This window comes from Streptomyces sp. NPDC090083, assembly GCF_044747445.1.
Classification (GTDB): Bacteria; Actinomycetota; Actinomycetes; order Streptomycetales; family Streptomycetaceae; genus Streptomyces.
In genome coordinates this window covers 1-26,442 of the sequence record NZ_JBIVED010000006.1, presented here as the reverse complement: position 1 = coordinate 26,442, position 26,442 = coordinate 1, and the positions used below count along the sequence as shown (strand labels likewise).

Below are 26,442 nucleotides of genomic sequence, written 5' to 3'. Positions count from 1 at the left end.
GTACCGCAGGGCGCGGGAACGGCACGGGACGGGTTCGGGACCGGCGGGGGTCAGGCTCGGAGCCAGCCGAGAACTGAGGGGCAAGCCGCCGTGACCAAGATCGTGCTCATCTCCGGGAGCGTCCGCAGGGACTCGCTCAACGCGTCCGTCCTCGCCACCGTGCGCCGCCTGCTGGCCGGGCGGCCGGACGGGGACGCCTACGAGATCGAGTCGCTGTCCGTGGGCCTGCTCCCGCACTTCGACTGGGACGTCGAGCAGGCGGACGGCTCGCCCGAAGTGCGGGCCGCCAAGCGGCTGGTGGGGGACGCGGACGCGGTCTTCATCAGCACGCCCGCCTACAACGGCGAGATGCCGGGCGTCCTCAAGAACGCCCTCGACTGGCTCTCCCGCCCGAACGGCGAGAGCGCGCTGACCGGCCGGACCGTCGCGCTCACCAGCGCCTCGCCGGGTGCGCGCGGTGCCGTCGACGCGCAGACCGCGCTCGCCCGGGTGCTGGTCAGGTGCGGGGCGCGGGTCGTGGACCACCCGCCGGTCGCCGTCGGCCGGGCCGGCCAACTGCGCACCGCCGAGGGCGACTTCACCGACCCCGCGACGGTCGCGGCCCTCGGCACGCTGATCGACGCGACCCTGGCGGCTGTACGGGAACCGGCGGGGGCGGGCGCATGACGAACCGTACGTCCGGCCGCGCGGCCGACCCGGCCTCCCGCCGACAGCCCGCACCGCAGGGCCTGTTGCGCAGCCTCGGCGAGGACCTCCGGGTGGTCGTCGAGCGCGACCCCTCCATCCGCAGCCGCCGCGAGGCCCTGCTGCACCCGGCGCTGCCCGCCCTGTGGACGCACCGCGTCGCCCACCGCCTGCACCGGCGCGGCCACCGGATGACGGCCCGCCTGCTGGCCTACGGCGCCCGGCGCGCCACCGGCGTGGAGATCCACCCCGGCGCCGAGCTGGGCCGGCGGGTGTTCATCGACCACGGCGCGGCCGTGGTGATCGGGGAGACCGCGCAGGTCGGCGACGACGTGACGATCTACCACCAGGTGACGCTCGGGGCGGTCGGCTGGTGGAGCGACGTGAAGCGGCCCGAGGGCGAACGCCGGCACCCGCGCGTCGGCAACGGCGTCGTGCTCGGCACCAACGCCACCGTGCTCGGCCCGGTCACCATCGCCGACCACGCCGTCATCGGCGCCCAGGCACTGGTCAACAAGGACGTGCCCGCGTACGCCCGGGTCCTCGCGCCGACCGCCGTGATCCGCGCCAAGGGGCACCAACCCCGCCTGATGGAGGACCTGTTCGCGGTGACCGCGTCGGCGGGGTCCTGGTGACCGCCCGCACCGTCCACCGACCGCTTCCCACCGAGGACCGCTCATGTCTCTGGCCGTAGTCGACACCATCGCCGACCTCGTCGGCTCAACTCCGCTGCTGCGGCTGCCCCTTGAGGGTGCGGACGGCAGCGTGCTCGCCAAGCTGGAGTGCGCCAACCCGCTGTCCAGCATCAAGGACCGGGCCGCCCTGTTCATGCTCCGCGCCGCCGAGGAACGCGGCGAACTCCGGCCGGGCGACACCGTGGTGGAGTCGACGTCCGGCAACACCGGGATCGCGCTGGCCGCGCTGGCGGTGGCGCGCGGCTACCGCTGTCTGATCGTGCTGCCCGACAACGCCACCCGGGAACGCGTCCTGACCCTGCGGATGCTGGGCGCCGAGATCGAACTCACCGACCACACCCTCGGGTTCGCGGGCTGTGTGGAGCGCGCCGAGAAGCTGGCGGTCGAGATCCCCGGCTCCTGGTACGCGAGCCAGCACACCAACACCGACAACGTCCGGGCCCACTACACCACCACGGGCCCGGAGATCTGGGCCGCCACCGAGGGCCGGGTCACCCATCTGGTCTGCACGGTGGGCACCGGCGGCACCCTCACCGGCACCGCCCGCTACCTGCGCGAACGCAACCCGCGGCTACGGGTGGTGGCCGTGGAGCCCACCGGTTCGGCGCTGCTGTCGGGCGGCGAGCCCGGCCCGCACCGCATCCCCGGCCTCAACGGCGGCTTCATCAGCCCGGTCACCGACACCGAGCTGATCGACGAGGTGATCGCGGTCTCCGACGAGGACGCGGCGGCGGCCACCCGCGCGATAGCGGCCCGCACCGGACTCCTCGTCGGCATCTCCTCCGGCGCCGCCGCCCACGGCTGCGCCGAGCTGGCCCGCCGCCACGACCTCACCGGCGCGACCGTGGTGACCGTCTTCCCCGACACCGGTGAGCGGTACCTCAGCTGGTGGCCGGCCGAGCCCGCGGACACGGAGGACGGCCGGTGAACCTCAAGGAGCTGCACCCCAACCTTCGGCTGCGCATAGCCGTCGCCTTCGTCCAGCGGTTCTTCGACATCATGCTCGTCCCGCTGATGGTGATCCACTTCGCGAAGCTCTACGGCGCCGCGACCGCCGGTCTGATGACGCTGGTGGTGGCCCTCGCGGCCATCACCTGCAACCTCGTCGGCGGCCACCTCTCCGACACCTACGGCCGCCGCCCGGTCCTCCTCGGCGGCGAACTCGGCGCCTGCCTCGCCTACCTGGGGCTCGCGTTCGTGGCGTCCCCGGCGGGCGGCGGCAACGGCGTCGTCATGTACGTCCTCTACCTCCTCGCCGCCTGCTCGGCGGGCACCGCGCTGCCCGCCAACGACGCGATGCTCGTCGACGTCACCACCGTCGAGTCCCGCACCGCGATCTACACGATCAACTACTGGTCCACGAACATGGCGTTCATGCTGGGCTCGCTGGTCGGCGGCTTCTTCTACTACGGCTACTTCTTCCAGCTCCTCGCCGCCGCCGGACTGTGCCTCGGCGCGGTCTTCACCACCACCTTCCTCGGCATCAAGGAGACGGCCCCCGAGGAAGGCGTGGAGAACCCGCGCGGGGTCAGGTCGGCGCTGACCGGCTACCTGTTCGTGGTCCGCGACCGGGTCTTCCTGCGGCTGATCGTCGCCGCGCTGCTGATCCGCTCCATCGAGGTGCAGATCTCGTCGTCGATCGCGGTACGTCTCGGCGACCACTTCACCACCCAGGACCTCATCGACCTCGGGCCGTGGCACGTGCGCGTGAACGGGGTCAACATGCTCGGCATCATGCGGGCGGTCAACACCCTGCTGGTCGTGTGCTGCGCGCTGTGGGTCGGCAAGGTGCTCGGCAAGGTCGGCGAACGGCGCCGGCTGATGGGCGGCATCGTGGTGTTCACCCTCGGCTACATGGTGTGGGCGGTCAGCGGCGACGCCTGGACCCTGATCGTCGCGACCTTCGTGGTCACGGCGGGCGAGCTGATGAACGCCCCGGTGAAACAGACCCTGCTGGCCAACTCCGTGCCGGACGCCTCCCGCACCAAGTACATGGCCGCCTACGGCCTCCAGGTCCGCCTGGGCCTGCTCGTCGGCTCCCTCTGCGTCACCGTCAGCGCGCTCGTCCCACCCTGGGGCATGGCCGTCGTCTACGCCCTCTTCGGCCTCGCCGCGATGGCCCTCTACCAGTCGCTGTTCCGCGCCCAGGACGCCCGCGCGGCCCGCGTCTCCCCCGCGGTGCCGACCGCGGGCTGAACCAGCGACAGCCGTACCCCGCACACCTCTCGCGCATCCTCCTGAAAGGGCCCAGCAGTGACCGAGAACCACCGGATCCTCATGGTCCAGCCGTACCGCCAGCTGGTGGAGAAGGCCGTGGCCGCCGGCTTCGAGGTCGTCTCGATCTGGGACCCGAGCCTCCAGACGCCGGACTACCTGCGTGACGTGGCCCGCCACTCCGTCGAGTCGGTGTACGCCGACTTCACCGACGAGCCCGCCCTGCGCGCCCTGATCCGCGAGACGGCCCGCGCCCACGACGTCGCCCACGTCCTGCACCTCGGCAAGGAGTCCACCATGCTGCCGGCCGCCGAGGAGGCCGACGCCCTGGGCCTGGCCCTCAACCCGCCCGAGGCCGTCCGCCGCCTCAACGACAAGGCCGCGATGCGCGCGCTCCTCGCCGCCCACGGCCTCTCCCCGATGCGCAGCGCGACCACCGACACCCCCGCCGAAGTCCCCGCCCTGCTGCGCGACTTCGGCTACCCGGCGATCGTCAAGCCCACCCGCCTCCAGGGCAGCGCGGGCGTCCGCCTGGTCCGCACCCCCGACGAACTCCGCACCTGGCAGGAGGAGTTGCGGACCTTCGCCTACGACGGTCCGGTGGTCGTCGAGGAGTTCCTCGACGGCCCCGAGTTCAGCGTCGAGACGCTCAGCGCGGCCGGGGCCCACCAGGTCGTCGGCATCACCGCCAAGCAGGTCACCGACGGCGACCTGTTCGTGGAGACCGGCCAGCTCTTCCCGGCCCCGCTGCCCGCCGAGACCGCGGCTGGGATGGGCGAGCTGGTGACGGCCCTGCTCGACGCGGCCGGTCACCGCTTCGGCCCCGCCCACACCGAGATCATCCTGACCGCCGACGGCCCGCGCATCGTCGAGTCGCAGGCCCGGCTCGGCGGCGACCGCATCCCGCACCTGATCCGCATCGCCACCGGCTTCGACATCGAGGCCGCGATCTTCGAGGCGCTCGCCGGGCGCCCCGTCACCCCGGGTCCCGTCGAGCGCTCGGCCGCGATCTCCTTCTTCCAGCTGACACCGGGCCGCGTCGAGCACGTCCGGGGCCAGGACACCATCGAGGAGCTGGCGTACGTCCACGACCTGCGGTTCCCCTACGGCCCCGGCGACGACCTCCCCGTCACGGTCCACTCGGGAAGCCGCCACGGGTTCGTGATCGTCGAGGGGGCCGACGCCCGGGAGACCGAGCAACGGGCGCGGGCGGCGCAGGAGTTGCTGACGGTGACGTACGCCTCGGCCCGCCTGAACACCGTACGGCCGGGGACCACGCGACCGATGGTTCCCGAGCGCACCCTGCTGCTGCTCGGGCATCTCACCGAGCCGCTGCGGATCGCCAGGTCGCTCGGCCTGAACGTGATCCTGATCCAGCACAAGGACAAGTTCGACCCGGAGCAGGCGCGGCTCGCGGACGTCACGTTCGTCGCCGACTTCACGGACTGGTCCGTGGTGGAACCGCTGGCCAGGGCCGCCCACCAGGTGTGGGACTTCGCCGCCGCGCTCTCCCTGACCGAACCGGGCCTGGAGATCGCGGGCCGGATCAACGACCTGTTCGAACTCGGCGGCACCGGCCACGAGACGGCGCGGCTGCTCCGCGACAAGCTCGCGATGCGCCGCCATCTCGCCCAGGTGGCACCGGAGTTCGCGATCGGCGCCGGACCGCTGACCGACCGCGACAGCCTCGCCGCGTTCGGGCCCGCGCACGGCTACCCGTTCGTCGTGAAGCCCACCGACCTGACCGCCGGGTTCGGCATCTTCAAGGTGTCGGGGCCCGAGGACGTCGACGAGGTGTGGCGGCACATCGAGACGCTGCGCGCCGACGGCGTCGACCGGGGCACCACGCTCTACCAGGTCGGCGGCTACCTCATGGAGGAGTACATCCCGGGACCCGAGTTCAGCATCGAGTCCTTCAGCTTCGGCGGCCGGCACGTGGTCGTCGCGATCACCGAGAAGCTCGTCGACGAGACCCACTTCGCGGAACTGGGCCACGCCATGCCGGCCCGGCTGAGCGCCGGGGACGAACAGCGCGTCGAGGCGGCCGTGGCGGCCTTCCTCGACGCGGTCGGCCTCAAGGACGGCCCCGCGCACACCGAGGTGAGGCTCTCGCCGCGCGGACCCCTCGTCATCGAGGGCCACAACCGCAACGGCGGCGGGCGCATCCAGACCCTCGTCGAGGCGGCCTACGGCATCGACCTCGTGCGGTACGCCCTCGCCTGGCCCTTCGGCCTGGTCGAACCGCTGCCCGCCCGCCCCGAGGCGCGCGCCGCCGGCTGCGTACGCGGACTGCTCGGACGCCCCGGCACGGTCGCCGAGATCACCGGCGCAGAGGAACTCCGCGCCCACCCGGACGTCCTCGCCGTCGACATCGCGGCCCGCGAGGGGACCGTCCTGCGCGCCGCCCGCGACAACTGGGACCGGCTCGGCCTGATCGCCGTCACCGCCCCGGACACCGACAAGGCGGTCCTGCTGTGCGAGGAACTGGTCGCGACCGGGCTCACGGTCCGCATGGAAGGGGAGGACCGGGCATGACGGTCGTCGTACTGCACCGGCGGTCCCTGGGGGATCTGCCGTACGGGACATGGCTCGGCGAGGACGCGATCGTGGTGGACTCCTCCACCACCGCCGCCGACTCGGCCTCCGCCACCGCCGAACTCGCCGTCCTGAGCCTCGCGTCGAACACCCACGTGACCGCCCTGGTCGCCCTGCACCCCGACGACCAGATCCGCGCCGGAGCGCTCCGCGACCGGCTGGGTCTCGCCGGGCAGACCCGGGACGAGGCCGTCGTCGGCGCCGACGCGATCCGGGCGGCCGACCTGCTCGGCGCGGCCGGTGTGCCCGTCGTACGGCGGGCGCCCGCCGCCACCGTCCCCGACCTGTACCGGGCCGCCCACGCCTGGGGATATCCCCTGGTGGTGCGGCGGCGGCGCGGTGCCGAGCGGGCGGTCGTCGCCGGGCTCGCGGACGAGGGCGCGCTGCGTGCCTTCGCCCGGGGCGGTCTCGCCGAGGGCGACACGGCCGCCACCGCGGGGCTCACCGTCGAACCCGCGACGAGCGGACCCCGGCACCACGGCCCCGGCAACCCCGCCACCGACGCGGCCCTCGCGGCGCTGCCGGCCGTGCCGGGCCATCCGTTCGAGGTCGAGGCCGTACAGGACGCGCTCGGCGCCTGGCGCGTCGACACCGTCCGGTACACGGGAGACACCGCCGAGGCCCGCCACCTGGTGTGCGCGCAGGCACGGCGACTGGAAGGCGCGGAGGCGGTCTGAATGAGTGTTCTCGTCCTGCACCAGGTCGGCTCGCTGCACGCGGTCCCCTACGACACCTGGTTCGCCGACCACCACGGAGACGTCCTGCTGCTCGCCTCGCGCGAGAACCTGGACCGGGTGGGCGAGCAACTCCCGCTGTCCGGCGCCGGATACGCCTACACCGAGTCGGTCGACGGCTACGACACGAGCGGGAAGCTGGAGGAGCGCGCCCTCGACCTCGCACGGGAGTACGGCGTCACCCATGTCGTCGCCCCGCACGAACGGGACCTCGAACGGGCCGCCGTACTGCGGGAGATACTCGGCCTGCCCGGTCAACGGACCGGGACCGTGCTGCCGTTCAGGGACAAGGCCCTGATGAAGGAGCTGGCGGCGGCGGCCGGGGTGCGGGTGGCCGCGTACCGGGAGATGGAGACGGCGACCGACATCCTGGCGTTCGCCGACGAGCACGGCTTCCCCGTGGTCCTCAAGCCGCGGGACAGCGCGGGCTCGGTCGGCCTCCACATCCTGCACAGCCGCCAGGAGCTGGACACCTACCTCGCCGAGGACTTCGACCTCTACGGCCCCGACCTGCCGAACCTCATCGCCGAGGAGTACGTCCCCGGCCCGCTCTGCCACGTCGACGGCCTGGTGCTCGACGGCCGGCTCGCGCTGGCCTGGCCCTCGCAGTACCAGTACGCGCTGGCCACCTACGCCACCGACACCGGGCCCCGGATCGACCTCACCCTCGACGTGGACGACCCACTGGCGCACCGGCTGCTCGCGTTCACCGAGCGGCTGCTCACGGCGCTGCCGGGGCCGGAGAACTTCGCCTTCCACGCCGAGGTCTTCCACACGCCCGACGACGAACTGGTGCTCTGCGAGATCGCCTGCCGCACGGGCGGTGCCGCGATCCGCGACATCGTGACGCTGCTGTTCGGCGCGGACCCCACCGAGAGCTGGCTGCGCGCCGAACTGGGCCTGCCGGTGGCCGTGCGGCAACTCCCTTCCGGTGAACGGCCGTTGCCACGCACCATGACCGGTCAGCTGGTGCTGATGAAGCGACCGGGCCGGGTGGCAGCCGTACCGGACGCCGTACCGCAGGAGTTCCCGTGGGTCGAGCGGTTCCGGGTGTTCGTGCGGCCGGGACAGACCCTGGCGGCGGCCCGGACCTCCTCCGACTTCCTGTGCACGGTGCTGGTCTCGGGCCCCGACCGGGCGACCGTGGAGGCGCGGTTGCGGCAGGTCGAGACCTGGTTCCTGGAGCAGCTCGTGCTCGAAGACGTCTGATCCGCTCCCGACCCACGTGAGGACACCGTGCCCCAGCCCATCGCCGACAGCATCGCCGACCTGGTCGGCTCCACTCCCCTGGTCCGGCTGCGGATGGACGAAGCAGCCGACGACGTACGGGTGCTGGCCAAACTGGAGTCCGTCAACCCGCTGTCCAGCATCAAGGACCGGGCCGCCCTGTTCATGCTGCGGGCCGCCGAGGAACGCGGCGAACTCCGGGCCGGCGGAACGGTCGTGGAGGCCACCTCCGGCAACACGGGGATCGCGCTGGCCGCCCTCGCCGCCGCACGCGGCCACCGGTGTGTGATCGTGCTGCCCGACAGCGCCACCGCCGAACGCGTCGCCCTGCTGGGCGCGCTCGGCGCCGAGGTGGTCCGCACCCCGCGCGAGGCGGGCTACCAGGACGCCATCGCCCGGGCCGAGGAGATCCACGCGGCCACGCCCGGCTCCTGGTTCACCCGCCAGCACGAGAACGAGGACAACATCCGCGCCCACTACGAGACGACCGGCCCCGAGATCTGGGCGGACACCGCGGGCGGGGTCGACGTCCTGGTGTGCGGGGTCGGCACCGGCGGCACCCTGACGGGTATCGCCCGGTACCTCAAGGAACAGAACCCGGCCGTCCATGTCGTCGCCGTCGAGCCGGAGAACTCCCCGGTGCTGTCGCGCGGTGCGGCCGGGCAGCACCGTATCCCCGGCCTCAACGGCGGGTTCGTCGCGGCCACCACCGATGTCTCCCTCATCGACGAGGTCGTCACCGTGACCGACGCCGACGCCCTGCACACGGCCCGCGAACTCGCCCGCGGCCAGGGCGTGTTCGTCGGCGTCTCGTCCGGCGCCGCCGTGCACGCTTGCGCCCGGCTCGTCGCCAAGCCCGAGTACGCGGGCCGGACCGTCGTCACCGTGCTGCCCGACACCGGCGAGCGCTACCTCAGCCTGTGGCAGGACGGCACGGACACCACCCCTCCCAACATCCCCTCCAGCAAGGAGCATTGACATGCCGGTGATCACCGTCGACTGGTGGCAGGGCAACGACCGTGCCGCGCGCGCCGAACTCGTGGCCGAACTGACCGCCACCGCCTCCCGTATCGCGAACTGTCCCAAGGAGGCCGTGACCGTCCTCGTCCGGGACGTGCCGCACGACCACTGGGGCAGCGGCGGCACCCTCGCCGACGAACTCGTCGGACTGGACCGGTCACCGGCCGGCACATGAGGTGCGGAGCCGACCGGCGGCTGCTCCTCGTCCGGCCCTGTCACACCTCTGTGGTCAGGGCCGTGGCGGCCGGGTTCCGGGTCTGGTCGGTGCAGGACCCGGCGCTGTGCGCACCGCACTGCCTCGCCGAGACCGAACGGCTCTCCCAGGGCGTGCAGTTGACCGACACCGGCGACCCGGGCGCGCTCGCCGCCCTGCTGGGCAGGACCGCGCGCCGGCACGGCATCGCCCAGGTCCTGCACCTGGACGACCGGCGCCGCCGCCTTGCCGCCCTGGCCGCCTCCGACCCCGCGGAAGAGGCCTCGGCCAGCCCGCAGTCGGTGCGCCGGATCAGCGACCACACCGCGATGCGCCGCCTCCTCAACGAGAACGGCCACTCACCCGTCCGCGCCCGAGTGGCCCGGTCCGTCGCCGAAGTACCGGCGCTCGTGCGGACGTTGGGACTCCCGCTGGTCGTCAAGCGGACCGACGCGGCGGGCACGCACCACGTCACCCGGATCAGCTGCCCCGGCGATCTCGCCGCCTGGACGGCCCGGCGCGCCGCGGACGGATCACCCGGCCCCTACCTGCTGGAGGAGTACCTCGCGGGACCCGCGTTCGGCGTGCACACCCTGACCGTCGACGGCGCCCACCACGTCCTCGCCATCACCGCCCACCACCACCCCCACAGCCCCGTCACCGAGCTGTACCCGGCCCCGCTCGGCGCCCCCGTCCGGGCCGAACTCCGGGCGGCGGCACGCGCGTTGCTCGACCTGGCGGACTACCGCGCCGGACCGGCGTACACCCGTCTCGTGCTCACCGCGGACGGCGCCCGGGTGGTCGCCGCCGAGGCGTCCTTCGCCGGACGCGGACCCGAACCGGCGCGCGCGGGCACCGACGCCGACCCCGAAATGCTGCTGTTCAGGGCCCTGGCCGGACGGCAGGATGACCGACGGTATCCGAGTGGTATCGCTTCGGGATCGCTCGACGACAGCATGAGGGACGTCGAACGACATCACCACCACAGGGGGGAAGAACGATGCGCAGGAAGACGGTCGGGCTCATAGGGATCGTGGCGGCGGTCCTGGCACTGGGCTGGGGGGCCGCGGTGGTTCCGGCGAACAACGGGGGACCCGACACGGTGGTCGCGGGCGCGATGAACAACGGGGGGCCGGACTTCATCGCCGGCTGACGGCCGCCCACGGCACGACCGTGCCCCGCACCCCGACGCACGGGATGCGGGGCACCGTCGTGGGCGACGGCGTGGTCAGCCGATGCCCTCCGGCATGTCCATCGACGCGAACAGGTCGTCCGCGCGGGTGCGGTGCAGACGGGCCGAGGCGCCGTCGCCGAGGGCGGCGGCCGCGTGGGCCATGCCGTCGTGGGCGCGGGCCAGCTCCACCCGGTACTCGATCGCACCGGCCCGGCGCGCGGCGCTGCGGTGCAGCTCCAGCGCCTGGGCGTGGGCGCCGCGCTGGCGGTGCATACGGCCGACGATGTTCTCGACGTCGCAGCAGCGCAGCGCCGTACCGCGCTCCCGCACCAGGTCGAGGGCCTGCTCCGCGTACGCCGACGCGGTGCGCTGGCGGCCCAGGCGCTGCTCGGCGTCGGCCGCGAGGGCGAGGGTGAGCGCCAGGTCCTCGGGGAACGAGGACTCGTCCCCGACGGACATCGCCTGCGCCAGGCAGGTCCGGGCCTGCTCGGGCTCGCCGAGGCCGAGGAGGGCGATCGCCAGGTCGTTCAGGGCCGGGAGCCTGCTGACCTGCTCACCGAGCGCCCGGCGCAGCTCGACCGCCTGCTCGGCGGCGACGGCAGCCTCCGTGTACCGGCCGAGCCACGCGGAGACGGTACTGAGATTGCACAGGGCCATCTCCTTGCGCATCGCGTTCTCGTGCAGCTCGATGCTGCGGACGAGGTTGTCCCGGCCCTCCTTGAGATGACCGAGGCAGCTGTGCAGCAGCCCCAACTGGTCCAGGCTGACGGCCTGTCCGTGGACGTCACCGGCCGCCCGCGCGATCTCCAGGGCCTCCTGGGCCGAGGCCAGGCCGTCACGGAACCTGCCCAGCTTCCAGTGCGAGGACGTCAGGTTGGACAGTCCGGCGCGCAGCGCGGAGGGGTCGCCGAGCCGCCGGGCGGAGGCCACCGCGAGGAGGGCCACGTTCTCGTACTCGTCGAACGACCCGCGCAGGTTCAGATAGAACATGGCGTTGCGGGCGAGCTGCCCGGTCCGCACGTCGAGCCCCTGCTCATGGGCGACCGTCACCGCCGACAGCAGCGCCGAGTGCTCCTGGTCGAACCAGCCGCGCGCCAGCTCCACCTCGTGCAGCGGCGGCAGTTCCGCCACGTCGGCGGGGGTCGGGGTGGCGTGCCGGGCCCGGCGCGGGAACAGCACCGCGCACGCCTGCTCGGAGGCGGCCACGTAGTAGTCGAGGACCCGCTCCAGCGCCGCGTGGTCGGCGGCCCGGGCGCCGTCGGTGCGCAGGCTCTGCGCGAAGCTGCGCACCAGATCGTGCAGCGCGTACTGCCCGAGCGTGTGCTGCTGCACCAGGTGGACGTCGAGCAGCCGCTCCAGGATGTCCTCCGCCGTCCGCCGGTCCGTGCCCAGCAGCGCGGCGCCCGAGTGCACGTCGACCTCGGTCCCCGGATGCAGCCCCAGCAGCCGGAAGGCCCTGCGGTGCTCCTCCTCCATCGCCTGGTACGACAGCTGGATCGTCGCCGCGACACTGCGCTCGCCGGAGCTCAGCTCGCCCAGCCGCCGCGTCTCGTCGCACAGCCGGTCCACCAGGTACTGCACGGTCCAGCGCTGGCGGTTGCGCAGCCGGGCGCTCGCGATGCGCAGGGCCAGCGGCAGGTGGCCGCACAGCTCGGCGAGTTCGGCCACCGCCTCCGGCTCCGCCGCCGCCCGCCGCTCGCCGAGCGTCTCCGCGAGCAGGGTCAGGCTCTCCTCCGGCGGCATCACCCCGAGCGAGATCCACTCGGCGCCGTCCAGGTCCATCAGCCGGGCCCGGCTGGTGACCAGGACCAGGCAGCCGGGGGAGGCCGGCAGCAGTGGCCGTACCTGCGTGGAGTCGCCCGCGTTGTCGAGCAGGAGCAGCACCCTGCGGCCCGCGAGGGTGGCCCGCCACAGGGCCGCCCGGCCGCCCTCGTCCTCGGGGATGCGCTGGTCGGGGACGCCGAGGGTGCGCAGCAGGGCGCCGAGCACGGCGGCCGGCTGCAGGGGTTCCTCGCCGGGGGAGTAGCCCCGCAGATCGAAGCAGAGCCGCCCGTCCGGGTACTGCTCGGCGAGCTGGTGGGCGGCGCGCACCGCGAGGGAGGTCTTGCCGCTGCCGCCCATGCCGTCCACGGCCACGATCCGCGTCCCGTCACAGGGCTCGGCGGCGTGCCGCAGCAGGGTGCGCAGCTCCTCCTCGCGACCGGTGAAGTCCGAGAGGTCGTAGGGCAGCGTGGACAGCGAGAGCGACGGCGCGGTGACGGGGGTCTGCGGGACGGCGGCGGGCTGCTGCGGCTCGGGGCCGGTCAGCTCGTCGCTGTCGCGCAGGATCGCCTCGTACAGCTTGGTCAGCCGGGGGCCGGGGTCGATGCCCAGCTCGGCGACGAGCAGGTCGCGGACCCGGCCGTACTCCTCCAGGGCCTCGGCCGCGCGGCCCGAGCGGTACAGGGCGAGCATCAGCTGGCCGCGCAGCGTCTCGCGCAGCGGATGCTCGACAATCAACTCGCGTAGATCCACGACGAGTTCGCGGCTCTCGCCCTGGTCGAGGCGGAGCTGGAAGAGCTGCTCGGCGGCGGCCAGCCTGCGCTCGTCGAGGGCGGTCGCGGCGGCGGCGAGGGTGGTGCCGCCGGAGCCCGCCAGGACCGGGCCGCGCCACAGCGCGAGCGCCCGGCGCAGCAGGTCGGCGGCCTGCGCGGCGGCCCCGGCGGCGAACTGCTCGCGGGCCTCGCCGGTGAGCCGGGTGAACCGGCTGAGGTCGAGCTGCTCGTCGGCGACGGCCGCGCGGTAGCCGGGCCCGTCGGTGACCAGCAGTCCGGCCCCGCCCGGTATGCGGCGGCGCAGATCGGCGACGGCCTTGCGGATCTGGTGGACGGCCGTCGCGGGCGGTCCCTCGTTCCACGCGGCCTCGATGAGACGTGTCACCGGCACGACACGTCCGGGCTCCAGCAGCAGGGTCACCAGGACCCGTTCCTGGATCGGCCCGCCGAGCCGCAGCCGCTGCTGGTCGGCCCATATCTCCAGCGCGCCCAGGATGTTGAAATGCACCGCCTGCGGTGCTGCTGCGGTCAACGCGTCCCCTGCCCCCAAAGCGTGCCGAAGCCCAGGTGGGGGCTCCGCTGCGCAGCCTAGGCCCAGGTGAAGGCTTTGGCTGTATACGGACATTAACTGTTCACACACAGTCGTTGCACCGATCCAGGAGGTGATGGGCAGCACACCGCAAACCACCCCATCCGCCGCCCCGCCGGGAAACGCCGTGACCCCGGCCCGCGCACCCGGCGACAATGGTCAGGTGCGGTACAGAATCCTGGGCAGTACCCGGGCCGAGGACAGCCGGGGCGCCGCCCTGCCCCTCGGCGGCGCCCGGCTGCGCGCCCTGCTCGCCGCCCTCGCCCTGCACCCGGGCCGGGTCGTGCCACCCGCCACCCTGATCGACGAGGTGTGGGCACAGGAGCCCCCGCAGGACGCCCCGGCCGCCCTCCAGGCCCTCGTCGGCCGCCTCCGCCGCACCCTCGGCAAGGACGCCATCGCCTCCGACCCCGGCGGCTACCGCCTCACGGCCACCCGGGACGACGTCGACCTCTACGTCTTCGAACACCTCGTACGCCAGGGCACGGCCGCCCTCGACCGGGGCGACGCGCCCGCCGCCGCCCGCGACCTCGGCGAGGGGCTCGCCCTGTGGCGCGGCCCCGCCCTCGCCGACCTCCCGGACCGCTCCGCCGCCGCCCGCCCGGACGCCCTGCGCGAGGAGGCGACCCGCGCCCGGATCGCGGCCGACCTGCTGCTCGGCCGGGCCGCCGACGCCCTGCCGGAACTGAAGGAACTCACCGCCGCGCATCCCTACGACGAATCCCTGCACGCCCTCCTCGTCCGCGCCCTGCGCGACGCGGGGCGCGGGGCCGACGCGCTCGCCGCCTACGAGACGGTCCGGCGTGCGCTGGCCGAGGGGCTCGGCACCGACCCGGGGCCCGAACTCCGCTCGCTGCACGCCGAGTTGCTCGTCTCGACCGCGCCCCCGACGACGACACCCGCGACGACGCCCACAGCGCCGGGACGGGCCGAACGCGACGGCAACCTGCGCCCCCGCCTCACCTCCTTCGTGGGCCGGGAACCCGAGATCGCCGCCATCCGCTCCGAACTGCGCGGGGCCCGCCTCGTCACCCTCACCGGACCGGGCGGCTCCGGGAAGACCCGTCTCGCCGAGGAGGCCGCCGCCGGGCTCCCGCAGGCCTGGCTCGTCGAGCTGGCCCGGCTCGACCGTCCGGAGGCGGTGCCGGGCGCCGTGGTCAGCGCCCTCGGTCTGCGCGAGACCGCCCTGCGGACCAGCGAGCTGATCACCGCGCAGGACGACCCGGTCGCCCTGCTCGTGGAGCACTGCGCCCCGCGCGCCCGGCTCCTGATCCTCGACAACTGCGAACACGTCATCGGCGCGGTGGCCGACCTCGCCGAGACCCTCCTGACCCGCTGCCCGCGGCTGACGATCCTCGCCACCAGCCGCGAACCCCTGGGCGTCCCCGGCGAGTCCGTGCGGCCGACCGAGCCCCTCGTCCCCGACCAGGCCCACCGCCTCTTCGCGGAGCGCGCCGCCGCCGTCCGCCCGGACGCGCGGGCCGTGCTCCGGGACACGGACGCCGTCGCCGAGATCTGCCGCCGCCTCGACGGCCTGCCGCTCGCCATCGAACTGGCCGCCGCCCGGCTCCGGTTGCTCACCCCGCGCCAGATCGCCGACCGCCTCGACGACCGCTTCCGCCTCCTCACCTCCGGCAGCCGCACGGTCCTGCCCCGCCAGCAGACCCTGCGGGCCGTCGTCGACTGGTCCTGGGACCTGCTCGACGAACCGGAGCGCACCGCCCTGCGCGAGCTGTCCGTGTTCGCCGGCGGCTGGAACCTCGCGGCGGCGGAGACCGTGTGCACCGGCCCCGCGGCCCACCTCCTGGGTTCCCTCGTCGACAAGTCCCTGATCGTCGCCACCCCGGGCGAGGCCGACGGCGGCATGCGCTACCGCATGCTGGAGACCATCCACGAGTACGCCATGGAACGCGCCGCCGAGACCCCTGACCTGCGCGCCGCGGCCGAGCACAGGCACCGCGGATGGGTGCGCGCCCTCGTCGAGACCGCCGAACCGCTCCTCCGCTCCGGCGACCAACTCCCGTGGATCGCCCGCCTGGAGACCGAGCTCGACAACATCCGGGCGGCTCTCGCGCGCTCCCTCGCCGACCGCGACGAGGCGGAGGCGGGCGCCCTCGTGCTGGCCGTCGGCTGGTTCTGGTGGCTGCGCAACTACCGCCCCGAGGGCGCCGACTGGATCCTCCGCGTCCTCGCCCTCACCACACCGGAGCACCCCGGCCGGGACCCGCACGAGAACCATGCCGACGCCTACATCGAGTCCTACGTCGCCGACCCGGAGGCGGACGCCCGCCACCCCCTGCACGCCCAGCGGATGGACCTCCGGCTGCTGAACCTCTTCCTCCGGGCCGAGTCCGAACTCCTGGGCCGCACGGCGGACGGCCTGCTGGACCAGCGCATGTGGCGGTACATGAGGCTGATCCAGGGCCACTACGCGGCGGGCGGCCCGCACGCGGCCCGGATGCCCGGACTCATCTGGCCGCTCACCGCCTACTTCCTCACCGAGTCCATGGACATCCGCCCCGCCATGGAGGCCGCCGTCGCCAACGTCCGCATCCACGGCGGCGACTGGGAGAACGCGGTCCTGCTGATGTTCCGCACCCACCTCCTCGTCGACTCACCCGGCGGCATGGCGGGCATCGACGACGACCTGGAGACCCTCCAGGTCCTGTGCCGGCGCGTCGGCGACCGCTGGGTCCGCGCCCAGCTCTCCAGCGCGGCCGGCGAGGCCGCCATGGTCCGCGGCCACTTCGACGAGGCGAAGACGGCCTACGAGGAAGCGCTCGAACTGGCCTACGAGGTCGGCGCCTACACCGAGACCCCCTTCCTCATCGCCCGCCTCTCCGAACTCGCCTTCCGCGCGGGCGACCGCGACCGCGCCCTCGCCGGCCTGGACGAGGCCACCGCGGAGGCCGACCGGCACGGCGTACCGGACGCCCGCGCGTTCGTCCTGATGCTGCGCGCCCACATCGCCCTGGAGGACGGGGAGATCACCCGCGCCCGGGAACTGAGCGACCGCGCCTCGGCGGAGAGCGGGCAGGGCACGCCCCCACCGCAGTTCAAGGCCGGCCTGAACGCCGTCTCCGCGCTGATCGCGGCCGCCGAGTCGGGCCCCGGGCACGGGCTGACGATGATGACCGAGACCCTGCGCGAGGCCGCCGAACAGCACTGCGCCGACGCCGTGATCGCCATGCTGGTCGACCAGACGGCCCTGCTCTCCGCCGACCTCGGCGAACTTCCGCGCGCCGCCCGCCTGTTGGCCGCCGGTGACCGCCGACGCGGCCCGCACCCGCGCCCCATGCCGGAACGCGCCCGCGCCGACCGCGCCGAGACGGTCGCCCGCGCCGCGCTGGGCGCCGAGCGCTACGCCGCCGAGCGGGCCCGCGGCGAGACCCTCACGATGGACGAGATCCTGGCGGAACTGCCCCCGCGCCCTACTGACAGCTGAACCTGGACTCCGCCCAGTCCGCCAGCGCCAGCGTGTCGAAGGAGCTGTGCGGTTCGACCACGAGCCGCACGGTCCTGCGCCCGGAGAGGCCCACATGGACCGGCACCGCCCGGTCGCCGCCGGAGATCTCCGCGGACCGCCACAGCCGGACCCCGTCGGCGTACACCGAGAACGAGACCCGGCCGATCCCCAGCGTCATGTCGTCGACGCCGACCGTCGCGTCGTAGGAGACGCACGGGCGGTTGAGGTCGATCGTGACCGAGGAGCGGCCGTGCACGGTCACGCCGTGGGCGTAGCGCGTGCCGCCGATCGAGACGCCGTGGCGCTGCCACACCCAGCTGCTGCCGCCGAGCCGGATCTCCGGGGTGGTGCCGTCGCCGGCGAGGTCGTAGGAGAGCTGGCTGACCTGGAAGATCGTCGGCGCGGGTGGGGGCGTCGGGGTCGGGGTCGGGGTGGGCGTCGGAGTGGGCCTGGGGGTCGGCTCCGGGGTGGGCGTCGGGGTCGGCGTCGGGGTCGGCCGGGGAGTGGGTTTCGGGGTCGGCGTCGGGGCGGGGACCGTCTTCGGGGCGGGCTTCAGCACCGCCGGTTCCGGGGCGGGTTGCTTCTTCGGGGGCGCCGGGGGCGACGGGGGCGTCGACTCGGGCCTGGCGACCGGGGAGGACGAGGGCGCCGGCTTCGCCTCGGGCTTCTGCGCCGGGGTGTGGGTGCTGCCCGCCAGCGCGAGGGCGATGGCCGCCGCTGCCGCCGTGGCCACCACACCGGCCGCGATACCCGCCTTCACCGGGGCACCGAGCCCCTCGGAGGCCGCCGCGCCCCCGGCTCCCGCACCGCCGGACGAACTCCCGCCCGCGGCCGCCGCGGCGCCCGCGGCACCGGCCGCGCCCGCGCTCGCGCCGCCCGCGATGAGCGCGGCGGCCTTCGCGTACCCGGCGGCGCCGAACCAGCCGATGACCGCGACCGGGACGACCGCCGGGATACCGCTGGCGACCTCCTCGATCTGCAGCGCGGCCAGCCGGCACTTCGCGCACTCCTCCAGGTGCTTGCGCAGCCCCCGCTCGGCGCGCGTGCGCAGCCGGCGGCGGGCGTAGGTGCCGAGCTGGTCGGCGTAGCGCGCGCACGCCTCGTCGTCGGTGAGGGTGGTGCTGACATGGGCCTGGAGATAGGCCTGCTTGAGTCCCTCGCGGGCCCGGCTGGCCAGTACGCGCGTGCCGTTGGCGTCGAGCCCGAAGAGCGTGGCGACCTCGCTCGGCGACTCGTCCTCGACCTCGGTGTGCCACAGCACGGCCTGCCACCGCTCCGGCAGCGACCGGAAGGCCCGCATCGCCATCGACTGCTCGGCCTCGTGCATGGCCCGCACATCGGCACCCAGGTCGAGCGTGTCGTCGTCGGAGACCTGGGACACCCGGGTGGACTGCGCGGCGAACACCGCGAAGTCGTCGACGAGTTGCTCCCGCTTCGCCGACTTGGTCCAGTTCGCGGCGACGCGCCGCACGGAGGTCAGCAGATAGGCGCGTACGGCGTGCTCGGGCCCGGAACCGCCGCGCACCGCCTGGAGCATCCGGGCGAAGACCTCGGCGGTCAGGTCGTCGGCGGTGTGCGCGTCCCGGCAGCAGGTCCGGGCGTACCGGCGCACGGCGTCCGCATGGCGCCGGTACAGCTCCTCGTACGCCGTGTCCTCACCGGCGCGCATCCGCTCGATCAGCGAGGCGTCGGCGGCCGGCATCTCCCTCGGCGGCGGAGGCGGCGGCAGGACACTGCCCTCGCGCTGCGACAGAGGCGGCACACGGCCCTCGCGCTGCGGCGGGACGCTGCCCTCGTCCGGGTCGCCGGCGTGCGGGAGGACCCCGCTCGGCCCGCTGTGCGGAACGGAACCGCTCGGGCCGCCCTGGCTCGGCACCTGTGGTGACGTCAGCCCACCGGCCTCCGCGTCACCGTCACCCAGTGACTCGTCACGCCCGTCAACGCTCATCGCGCAAAGCCCCCGCCGCCTGCCCAGCCAGTCCCGAACACCGGGTCAGCGTGCCATATTGGCTTTTGTTCAGGACCCCGTCCCGCGGACCTTCCACTCATCCGTGGGGACTTCCCGCAACGCAGTACTAGCGTTCACCCGTCCGGGGAAGGCTCAACCGCCTTACTGACAAGGCGAGTTGACCCCACCGACCGAATTGCCCGGAACGCTCCGGGCGGCGTGATGAAGCGGGGGCACCAAGGCACCCCCGCCGCACAGTCACCTATTCGAGTCACCGGGCGAACCCGTCGTCAGCCCCGGACTCCGCCCGCCCGGCCGACGCCCGCCGCTCTCAGAGAGGCCGAGACCGCAACCCCTCCAGCAAGATGTCCAGCAGCCGCGCGGACGCCGCCGCCTGCTGCGCCGCGTCCGGCAACGAGGGCGCCGCCGTGGCGATCACCAGCAGCACGTCCGACACGGACACGTCCGCCCGCAACTGCCCCGCGGCCCGGGCCCGGTCGACCAGCTGCCCCACGACCTCCAGCAGCGCGGTCGCCCCGGCGTCGTACTCGGCGGAACCCAGCGACCCCGCCGACTCCCCGGCGACCAGCCGCAGCTCACCCGTGCCCGGCTGCGTCCGCTGCTGCGGAACCCGCGCCTCGTCGAGAAGGGCCGCGCCCTCACCCTCACCCTCGTCGGCGACGCCCACCCGCAGCACCTGCGGCGGCAGCAGCCGCCCGGCGCCCGAGGCCACCGACGTCCGCAGGAAGCGCGACAGCGCCGACCACGGCTCGTCCTCCTGGCCCAGCGCCGACCGCGCCTGGTCGGTCAGCCGGGAGGTCTCCTCCTCGGCTATCCGGCGCACCAGGACGTCCTTGCTCGGGAACCGCCGGTACACGGTCCCGACACCGACCCGCGCGCGCCGCGCCACGTCCTCCATCGGCGCGCCGTACCCCAGCTCGCCGAAGACCTCACGTGCCGCGCGCAGCACGTGCTCCAGATTGCGCTGTGCGTCCACCCGCAACGGGGTCGTCCGCGAGGTGTCCCCGCGTCCGTTCCCCGCCGCTCCGACCGCGCCGCCGCCGGATGCGATGGCTGACGCGGATGTCCAATGAGAATCCTGAATATGCATACACGTTCCCCCGGTTAATGACGTCTCCCCCCGGAGACTCCCCGCCATCGGCAGCCGGAGCATCGTGAGACAAGCCCGGTTCGCGAGCCTCGCTCTTCGCGGACCCGCTGAGCACATCCCCCTTCACCCCGTCGACACACGAACATAGTTGAGAGGGGGTCAATTCAGAAGGGGCAGGTTCCGCACGGAGCGCCCCCCGATCGGAGTACGGGTCGCATAGGTCCCGAATGCACCCCGGGGCACCACCCTGATCACCCCCACTGACCTGCGAACCTGCCCCGACGGACGGCACTTTCGGCACCCCCGTGCACCCTTCGCCGCCGGTCACACAATTTGTCGAGGCTGTGGACAAACTCAAGCGCCGGGTGCGTCATGGGATGGTGAAGGAACGCGCGCGCATTCTCGTTGTCGGTGGCGGCTACGTCGGGATGTACACGGCCCTGCGCCTTCAGAAGAAGTTGAAACGTGAAATCAAGCGCGGGCAGGTCGAGATCACCGTGGTCAGCCCCGACCCTTACATGACGTATCAGCCGTTTCTCCCCGAGGCCGCCGCCGGTTCGATCTCCCCCCGCCACGTCGTCGTCCCGCTGCGCCGCGTCCTCGACCGCTGCCGGATCGTCATCGGCGAAGCCACCGCCATCGACCACGGCAAACGCACCGCGACCCTCACCACCCTCGCCACCGAGGAGGAGGGCACCGGCACCGAGGAACTGGCCTACGACGAACTCGTCCTGGCCCCCGGCTCCATCTCGCGCACCCTCCCGATCCCGGGTCTCGCCGAGCACGGCATCGGCTTCAAGACCGTCGAGGAAGCCATCGGCCTGCGCAACCACGTCATCGAGCAGATGGACATCGCCTCCTCCACCCGCGACCCCGCGATCCGCGACGCGGCCCTCACCTTCGTCTTCGTGGGAGGCGGTTACGCCGGCGTCGAGGCCCTCGGCGAACTGGAGGACATGGCCCGCTACGCCGTGCGCTACTACCACAACATCGACGCCGACGACCTGAAGTGGATCCTCGTGGAGGCCTCGCACCGCATCCTCCCCGAGGTCGGCGAGGAGATGGGCACCTACACGGTCACCCAGCTGCGCCGCCGCAACATCCAGGTCCTCCTGGAGACCCGCCTGGAGTCCTGCGCCGACCGCGTCGCCGTCCTCAGCGACGGCCAGCGGTTCCCGACCCGCACCCTCGTGTGGACGGCCGGCGTCAAACCCCACCCGGTCCTCGCCGCCACCGACCTCCCGCTCAACAGCCGCGGCCGCCTCAGCTGCACCCCGGAGCTGACGGTCGACGGCGCCACGCACGCGTGGGCAGCGGGAGACGCGGCCGCCGTCCCGGACGTCACCGCCGCCGAACCCGGCACCGAGACCGCCCCCAACGCCCAACACGCCGTACGCCAGGCCAAAGTCCTCGGCGACAACATCGCGCACTCCCTGCGTGCCGAGCCCCTGGAGACGTACTCCCACAAGTACGTCGGCTCGGTCGCCTCCCTGGGACTGCACAAAGGCGTCGCGCAGGTCTACGGGCGGAAGCTGAAGGGCTACCCTGCCTGGTTCATGCACCGCGTCTACCACCTGAGCAGGGTCCCCACCTTCAACCGCAAGGCCCGTGTGCTCGCCGAATGGACCCTGGCGGGGCTCTTCAAACGGGAGATCGTCTCCCTCGGATCACTCGAACACCCCCGAGCCGAGTTCGAACTCGCGGCCGGTGGAAAGCCTCCGCACGACCCGAAGGGGTCGAACTGACCGGACCGAGGAACTCCACCGGCCACCCCGGCGTCTGACGAATGTCGGCCCGGTTCGGTCACACTGCCAGACTGGTCCACGACTTCGGGCGCGCCCACGCTCGCCCTTCTCACCCAAGAGGCTTTCCCCACTGTGAACTTCACGCGCTGGAGCGCCCGACTCCCCGGAACGCAGCGCCGCGCCGCAGCCCGGACCGATCACGCGGTCACCCCGGACCGGCGGGGAGAAGGCTCCGTGCCCGCGGCCCGCGCCGAGCAGCTCACCGACGAGCCGCCCCCGGTCCCCGCCGTCGACGACCTGCCCGTCCGCGAGGTCCTCGACCGCGCCCCGGCCCTCGTCGCCCTGGTGCACGGCCCCGACCAGCGCATCGCGTACGTCAACGACGCCTACGCGGCGGCCTTCGGCACCCGCCCCCTCGGCGCCCCGGCCCGCGAGGCCCTTCCCGAACTGGACGAACTGGGCCTGCTCCCGCTCCTCGACCAGGTCCTGCGCAGCGGCAAGCCCCGCACCCTCAAGTCCCGCAAGGCGCCCGGCGGCCGCTCGTACACGTTCACGTGCACACCGGTCGCCGAGAGCGCCGACAGCGCCGAGGGCGGCGTCCTGATCTTCGCCACCGACGTCACCGACCACGCCGAGGCCGCCGAGCGCCTGCGCGCCAGCGAACGCCGCCAGCGCGAGACCGCCGTGGCCCTCCAGCGCTCCCTGCTCCCCCAGGAGCTGGAGGAGCCCGACGACCTGCGCATCGCCGCCACTTACCAGCCCGGCGGCACCGAGGCCGCGGTCGGCGGCGACTGGTACGACGTGATCACCCTCGGCGGCGGCCGCACCGCCCTGGTCATCGGCGACGTCATGGGCCGCGGCGTCCGGGCGGCGGCGGTCATGGGCCAACTCCGCACCGCCGTGCGCGCGTACGCCCGCCTCGACCTGCCCCCGCACGAGATCCTCCAGCTGCTTGACGGCCTCGCCACGGAGATCGACGCCAACCAGATCGCCACCTGCGTGTACGCCATCTTCGACCCGAACGAGGGCCGCCTGGTGTACGCCTCCGCGGGCCACCTCCCGATCCTCGTCCGCGACGAGACGGGCACGGTCCAGCGCGCCGACGAACCCACCGGCCCCCCGCTCGGCACCGGCGGCTGGATCCACGCCTCGGGCTCGATCCCGCTCAGCCCCGGCTCCACGGCGGTCCTCTACACGGACGGCCTGGTGGAACGCAGGGACGAGGACCTGGACGAGGGAATCGCCTCCCTGGAGCGCGCACTGGCCGGCGCGACCGGCACCCCCCAGGTGGTCTGCGACCGCCTGGTCCGCTCGCTCGGCGTCACCGCCGACCACGACGACGACGTGGCCGTCCTGGTCCTCCAGCACCCGGCCCGCACCGGCCCCTCGGGCGACCTCTTCCGCAACGCGGCCCTGGAACTGCTCGGCGGAGTGGAAGCGGCCCCACGCGCGCGTGCCTTCGCCTCCGGGGTCCTCACCAGCTGGCGCTTCCCCACCGAACTCCACGACCTCGGCGTCCTGGCGGCCAGCGAACTGGTCGCCAACAGCCTCCAGCACGGCACCCCGCCCATGCGCCTGAGGCTGCGCCGCACGGACCGCCGCCTCATCGTCGAAGTGACGGACGGCGACGACCACCTCCCGCGCCGCCGCAGAGCGGAACCGGCCGACGAGTCCGGCAGAGGCATCGCCATCGTGGCGACCATCGCCTCGAACTGGGGCTCCCGCCGCACACCGGGCGGCGGCAAGGCCGTCTGGTGCGAGTTCGTCCTCCCCCCAACGGCCCCGGCCTGACCTACGCCTCCACACCCACGGGCTCGACGCTCCCGCGCGCCACCACCAGGCTCCCCTTCGCCCGCCACGGCTGATCCTGCACGACGCTCAACCGCCGCCCCAGCCGCACCGCGAGCACACTGATCCCCAGCGAGAACAGGAAGAACGTCACGACGTACGGCCCCGGCAGCGCGGCCCCGAGCGGCCCGCCCACCGCGGGCCCCACGGCCAGCGCGAGCTGCTTCACCAGGGCGAAGGCCGAGTTGTACTGCCCGGCCATCCCCTCCGGCGCCAGATCGGCCACCAGCGGAGCGACGGTCGGCGACAGCATCGCCTCACCGAGCCCGAACAGCGCGTACGTCGACACGAAGGCTGCCGTGGCCATCTCCTGACTCCCGTGCCCGAGCCCGGCGAACCCGGCCGTCACCCACGCCAGCGCCCAGATCAGCCCCACGGCCGCGATCACGCGCGAGCGCCGGCGCCGCTCGACGAACTTCAGCACCGCGAACTGCGCGACGACGATCATCGCGGTGTTCGCGGCCAGCGCCGTACCGAGCGCGGACGTGGAGATACCGGCGGCCTCGACGCCGTAGGCACTCAGCCCGGACTCGAACTGGCCGTAGCAGGCGAAGAACAGCACGAAGCCGAGCACGCTCAGCTGCACCATGGCCCGGTTGCCGAGAAGCTGCTTCCAGGCGCCCTTGGCCGACTGCGAGGGAGCGTCACCGATCACGGGCGAGTGCGGCATCCGCACGGTCGCGATCACCCCGGCCAGCACCAGGAACATCGCCGACTCGATGCCGAAGAGCAGCGTGAACGAGGACGCGCTGGTCGTGTCGACCAGATGACCGCCGATGAGCCCGCCGACGCCGAGCCCGAGATTCTGCAGGAAGAACTGCATCGCGAAGGCCCGCGAGCGCGTCTCCGCCGTGGAGCAGTCGACGATCATCGTGGCGAGCGCCGGCTGCATCACGGCCTGCCCGGCCCCGAGCGCCGCCGCCGACACCAGCACCGCCGTCGCACCGCCCGCCAGCCCCAGGCTCATCGACCCGACGGCGGCCAGAACCAGGGCGACGATGAGAACCGGCCGCGGGCCACGCCGGACGATGGCCCGCCCGGCGAACGGCAGCACGATCAGCGCGGCCACGGCGAAGACGGCGAGTACGAGACCCGCCGTCATGGCTCCCAGACCCCTCACCTGCGCCACATAGACGTACAGGTAGGGGACCGTGAAGCCGAGCCCGAACGCGCTGAGTGCGTTTCCCACGTGGATCCGGCGCATCGCTGCGCCCATCGCCCTGGTCACGTTCACCTCAATCATGAGAGTTGGTCAGTCTCGGTACTACTTAGTGCCGAAGACTTCGAAGCTAAAGTTAGAAGCTAAACAGTACACCTAGAAGGACTTCAACGCCAAGCAGGCCCGTGCCATACTGGCGCCCATGGGCGACACCCCCGGCACCCTCGGCGAACCGACGCTCGACGAGCAGATCGCGGCCTACCAGCGCGAGTTCCAGGACCTCGACCCCCAGGTCGAGAAGATCGTCTCGGCCCTCGGCCGCCTGAACCGCCGCATGAACGTCGCCTACGGCCGCCAGACCGCGAACCTCGGCATGAGCAACGCCGAGTGGGAGGTCCTCAAGGCCCTCGTCCTGGCCGGCGCCCCCTACCGTCTGGGCCCGAGCGACCTCGCCAAGCGCCTCGGTCTGACCCCGGCCGCGATGACCCACCGGATCGACCGCATGGTCGCCGAGGGTCTGGTCACCAGGGAGCGGGACGAGTCCAACCGCGTTCGCGTCATCGTCGAGCTGACACCCGAGGGCCGCGGCAAGTGGCTGGAGGCGATGCGCATGGCGACGGTCTTCGAGGAGGACCTCCTCCAGGACCTCTCCCAGGACGAGCGCACCGCCCTCGGCGAGGTCCTCACCCGCCTGCTGCGCAGGGTGGAGCACGCCCAGCCGGACGCCGGCGGGCGTCTGACCGACCTGGACTGACCGCCGACACGTTCGGCGTAAAAGATCTTGACAGGGATGGTTGACACACCCCGTCCCGATCCGTAGAGTTCTTCGGGTTGCCGCCGAGCCGTAACGGTTCTCCGGCAGCACCTCCGCCGCGACAGCGGCAACCCAAACCATCCGCACGATCTCCCAACGGGATTGATTTCAGCGTGCCCGAATTCAATTCGATTTGGGCTCGACCGTGTTCGATCAAGCCTCTGGGGCTCGATTGGAACTCGGCCGGGGGAATCGGCTAAGGTTTGAGACGTCGGAACGGCCCAACGGCCGGGAAGGCAGCCCCCTCTGACTGGGAGTCAGGCCCGAAAGGATCTGATAGAGTCGGAACCGCCGGAAAGGGAAACGCGGAAGCGGAAACCTGGAAAGCACCGAGGAAATCGGAACCGGAAACGGTCTGATAGAGTCGGAAACGCAAGACCGAAGGGAAAAGCCCGGAGGAAAGCCCGAGAGGGTGAGTACAAAGGAAGCGTCCGTTCCTTGAGAACTCAACAGCGTGCCAAAAATCAACGCCAGATATGTTGATACCCCGTCTCCGGCTGTCACTCGTGATGGTTGGGGCGAGGTTCCTTTGAAAAAATACAGCGAGGACGCTGTGAACGGTCGGGCTTATTCCGCCTGGCTGTTCCGCTCTCGTGATGTATCACCCGATTACGGGTACACATTCACGGAGAGTTTGATCCTGGCTCAGGACGAACGCTGGCGGCGTGCTTAACACATGCAAGTCGAACGAT

The 26,442-nt window shown here is 72.9% G+C and carries 19 protein-coding genes and 1 rRNA gene; 16 read left to right on the top strand and 4 right to left on the bottom strand.

The window, feature by feature from the left end; all coding sequences use genetic code 11:
• Positions 1-90: 90 nt before the first annotated feature.
• The 11 genes from ACIPTO_RS22030 to ACIPTO_RS21980 all read left to right on the top strand — a co-directional run bounded on the left by ACIPTO_RS22030 (position 91) and on the right by ACIPTO_RS21980 (position 10,515).
• Positions 91-666: an NADPH-dependent FMN reductase gene (locus ACIPTO_RS22030; protein ID WP_401194786.1), complete on the top strand. Its 576-nt coding sequence runs from the start codon at positions 91-93 to the stop codon at positions 664-666.
• Positions 663-1,319, top strand: a complete 657-nt coding sequence (gene epsC / locus ACIPTO_RS22025; RefSeq protein ID WP_401194784.1) for a serine O-acetyltransferase EpsC — start codon at positions 663-665, stop codon at positions 1,317-1,319. The genes ACIPTO_RS22030 and epsC overlap by 4 nt, the downstream gene beginning before the upstream one ends.
• Positions 1,320-1,362: 43 nt before the next feature.
• Entirely contained in the window at positions 1,363-2,307 is a 945-nt protein-coding gene (locus ACIPTO_RS22020; protein ID WP_401194782.1) for a PLP-dependent cysteine synthase family protein, read from the top strand.
• A complete protein-coding gene (locus ACIPTO_RS22015) occupies positions 2,304-3,575 on the top strand; it encodes an MFS transporter (protein ID WP_366319110.1) in 1,272 nt (423 codons plus the stop codon). Before ACIPTO_RS22020 ends, ACIPTO_RS22015 begins: the two co-directional genes overlap by 4 nt.
• 57 nt (positions 3,576-3,632) lie before the next feature.
• A complete protein-coding gene (locus ACIPTO_RS22010) occupies positions 3,633-6,128 on the top strand; it encodes an ATP-grasp domain-containing protein (RefSeq protein WP_401194779.1) in 2,496 nt (831 codons plus the stop codon).
• Complete coding sequence (locus ACIPTO_RS22005) at positions 6,125-6,865, top strand: hypothetical protein (protein ID WP_366319114.1); 741 nt, start codon at positions 6,125-6,127, stop codon at positions 6,863-6,865. Before ACIPTO_RS22010 ends, ACIPTO_RS22005 begins: the two co-directional genes overlap by 4 nt.
• On the top strand, positions 6,866-8,131 hold the full coding sequence (locus tag ACIPTO_RS22000) for a hypothetical protein (RefSeq protein ID WP_401194777.1): 1,266 nt from the start codon (positions 6,866-6,868) through the stop codon (positions 8,129-8,131).
• Positions 8,132-8,158: 27 nt separating this feature from the next.
• On the top strand, positions 8,159-9,127 hold the full coding sequence (gene cysK, locus ACIPTO_RS21995) for a cysteine synthase A (RefSeq protein ID WP_401194775.1): 969 nt from the start codon (positions 8,159-8,161) through the stop codon (positions 9,125-9,127).
• A gap of 1 nt (position 9,128) precedes the next feature.
• Positions 9,129-9,344: a 4-oxalocrotonate tautomerase family protein gene (locus ACIPTO_RS21990; RefSeq protein ID WP_366319120.1), complete on the top strand. Its 216-nt coding sequence runs from the start codon at positions 9,129-9,131 to the stop codon at positions 9,342-9,344.
• A gap of 62 nt (positions 9,345-9,406) precedes the next feature.
• On the top strand, positions 9,407-10,390 hold the full coding sequence (locus ACIPTO_RS21985) for an acetyl-CoA carboxylase biotin carboxylase subunit family protein (RefSeq protein WP_401194772.1): 984 nt from the start codon (positions 9,407-9,409) through the stop codon (positions 10,388-10,390).
• Positions 10,363-10,515, top strand: a complete 153-nt coding sequence (locus ACIPTO_RS21980; protein WP_366319124.1) for a hypothetical protein — start codon at positions 10,363-10,365, stop codon at positions 10,513-10,515. The genes ACIPTO_RS21985 and ACIPTO_RS21980 overlap by 28 nt, the downstream gene beginning before the upstream one ends.
• Before the next feature lie 75 nt (positions 10,516-10,590).
• Here ACIPTO_RS21980 and ACIPTO_RS21975 read toward each other — a convergent pair whose 3' ends face one another.
• The gene (locus ACIPTO_RS21975; protein WP_366319125.1) at positions 10,591-13,602 is read right to left on the bottom strand and encodes a BTAD domain-containing putative transcriptional regulator; all 3,012 of its coding nucleotides are present in this window, start codon (positions 13,600-13,602) and stop codon (positions 10,591-10,593) included.
• Between the two features lie 220 nt (positions 13,603-13,822).
• Between ACIPTO_RS21975 and ACIPTO_RS21970 the strand changes: the two genes are divergently transcribed.
• Positions 13,823-17,104: a BTAD domain-containing putative transcriptional regulator gene (locus ACIPTO_RS21970; protein ID WP_401194768.1), complete on the top strand. Its 3,282-nt coding sequence runs from the start codon at positions 13,823-13,825 to the stop codon at positions 17,102-17,104.
• Here ACIPTO_RS21970 and ACIPTO_RS21965 read toward each other — a convergent pair.
• Both ACIPTO_RS21965 and ACIPTO_RS21960 read right to left on the bottom strand, forming a co-directional pair.
• Complete coding sequence (locus tag ACIPTO_RS21965; RefSeq protein WP_401194766.1) at positions 17,091-19,073, bottom strand: sigma-70 family RNA polymerase sigma factor; 1,983 nt, start codon at positions 19,071-19,073, stop codon at positions 17,091-17,093. The two genes, ACIPTO_RS21970 and ACIPTO_RS21965, sit on opposite strands and share 14 nt — an antisense overlap.
• Before the next feature lie 331 nt (positions 19,074-19,404).
• A complete protein-coding gene (locus ACIPTO_RS21960; RefSeq protein ID WP_366319131.1) occupies positions 19,405-20,184 on the bottom strand; it encodes a helix-turn-helix domain-containing protein in 780 nt (259 codons plus the stop codon).
• Between the two features lie 377 nt (positions 20,185-20,561).
• On the opposite strand from ACIPTO_RS21960, the gene ACIPTO_RS21955 reads away from it, so the two are divergent.
• Both ACIPTO_RS21955 and ACIPTO_RS21950 read left to right on the top strand, forming a co-directional pair.
• Positions 20,562-21,929 carry an NAD(P)/FAD-dependent oxidoreductase gene (locus ACIPTO_RS21955; RefSeq protein ID WP_401194762.1) on the top strand — a complete coding sequence of 456 codons (1,368 nt, stop codon included), beginning with the start codon at positions 20,562-20,564 and terminating at the stop codon, positions 21,927-21,929.
• Between the two features lie 132 nt (positions 21,930-22,061).
• Positions 22,062-23,720, top strand: a complete 1,659-nt coding sequence (locus tag ACIPTO_RS21950; RefSeq protein ID WP_401194759.1) for a SpoIIE family protein phosphatase — start codon at positions 22,062-22,064, stop codon at positions 23,718-23,720.
• 1 nt (position 23,721) lies between these two features.
• Here the strand turns inward: ACIPTO_RS21950 and ACIPTO_RS21945 are convergent, their stop codons facing one another.
• The gene (locus ACIPTO_RS21945; protein ID WP_366319136.1) at positions 23,722-25,020 is read right to left on the bottom strand and encodes an MFS transporter; all 1,299 of its coding nucleotides are present in this window, start codon (positions 25,018-25,020) and stop codon (positions 23,722-23,724) included.
• Positions 25,021-25,138: 118 nt separating this feature from the next.
• On the opposite strand from ACIPTO_RS21945, the gene ACIPTO_RS21940 reads away from it, so the two are divergent.
• Entirely contained in the window at positions 25,139-25,690 is a 552-nt protein-coding gene (locus tag ACIPTO_RS21940) for a MarR family transcriptional regulator (protein ID WP_366319138.1), read from the top strand.
• 682 nt (positions 25,691-26,372) lie between these two features.
• Positions 26,373-26,442, top strand: a 16S ribosomal RNA gene (locus tag ACIPTO_RS21935); the annotation flags it as partial.

Bases quoted from the DNA above. Each gene is read 5' to 3' on its own strand.
- epsC (WP_401194784.1), top strand. From the start codon at position 663: ATGACGAACCGTACGTCCGGCCGCGCGGCCGACCCGGCCTCCCGCCGA.
- ACIPTO_RS22020 (WP_401194782.1), top strand. From the start codon at position 1,363: ATGTCTCTGGCCGTAGTCGACACCATCGCCGACCTCGTCGGCTCAACT.
- ACIPTO_RS22005 (WP_366319114.1), top strand. From the start codon at position 6,125: ATGACGGTCGTCGTACTGCACCGGCGGTCCCTGGGGGATCTGCCGTAC.
- ACIPTO_RS22000 (WP_401194777.1), top strand. From the start codon at position 6,866: ATGAGTGTTCTCGTCCTGCACCAGGTCGGCTCGCTGCACGCGGTCCCC.
- ACIPTO_RS21990 (WP_366319120.1), top strand. From the start codon at position 9,129: ATGCCGGTGATCACCGTCGACTGGTGGCAGGGCAACGACCGTGCCGCG.
- ACIPTO_RS21980 (WP_366319124.1), top strand. From the start codon at position 10,363: ATGCGCAGGAAGACGGTCGGGCTCATAGGGATCGTGGCGGCGGTCCTG.
- ACIPTO_RS21965 (WP_401194766.1), bottom strand. From the start codon at position 19,073: ATGAGCGTTGACGGGCGTGACGAGTCACTGGGTGACGGTGACGCGGAG.
- ACIPTO_RS21960 (WP_366319131.1), bottom strand. From the start codon at position 20,184: ATGCATATTCAGGATTCTCATTGGACATCCGCGTCAGCCATCGCATCC.
- ACIPTO_RS21955 (WP_401194762.1), top strand. From the start codon at position 20,562: ATGGTGAAGGAACGCGCGCGCATTCTCGTTGTCGGTGGCGGCTACGTC.
- ACIPTO_RS21945 (WP_366319136.1), bottom strand. From the start codon at position 25,020: ATGATTGAGGTGAACGTGACCAGGGCGATGGGCGCAGCGATGCGCCGG.
- ACIPTO_RS21940 (WP_366319138.1), top strand. From the start codon at position 25,139: ATGGGCGACACCCCCGGCACCCTCGGCGAACCGACGCTCGACGAGCAG.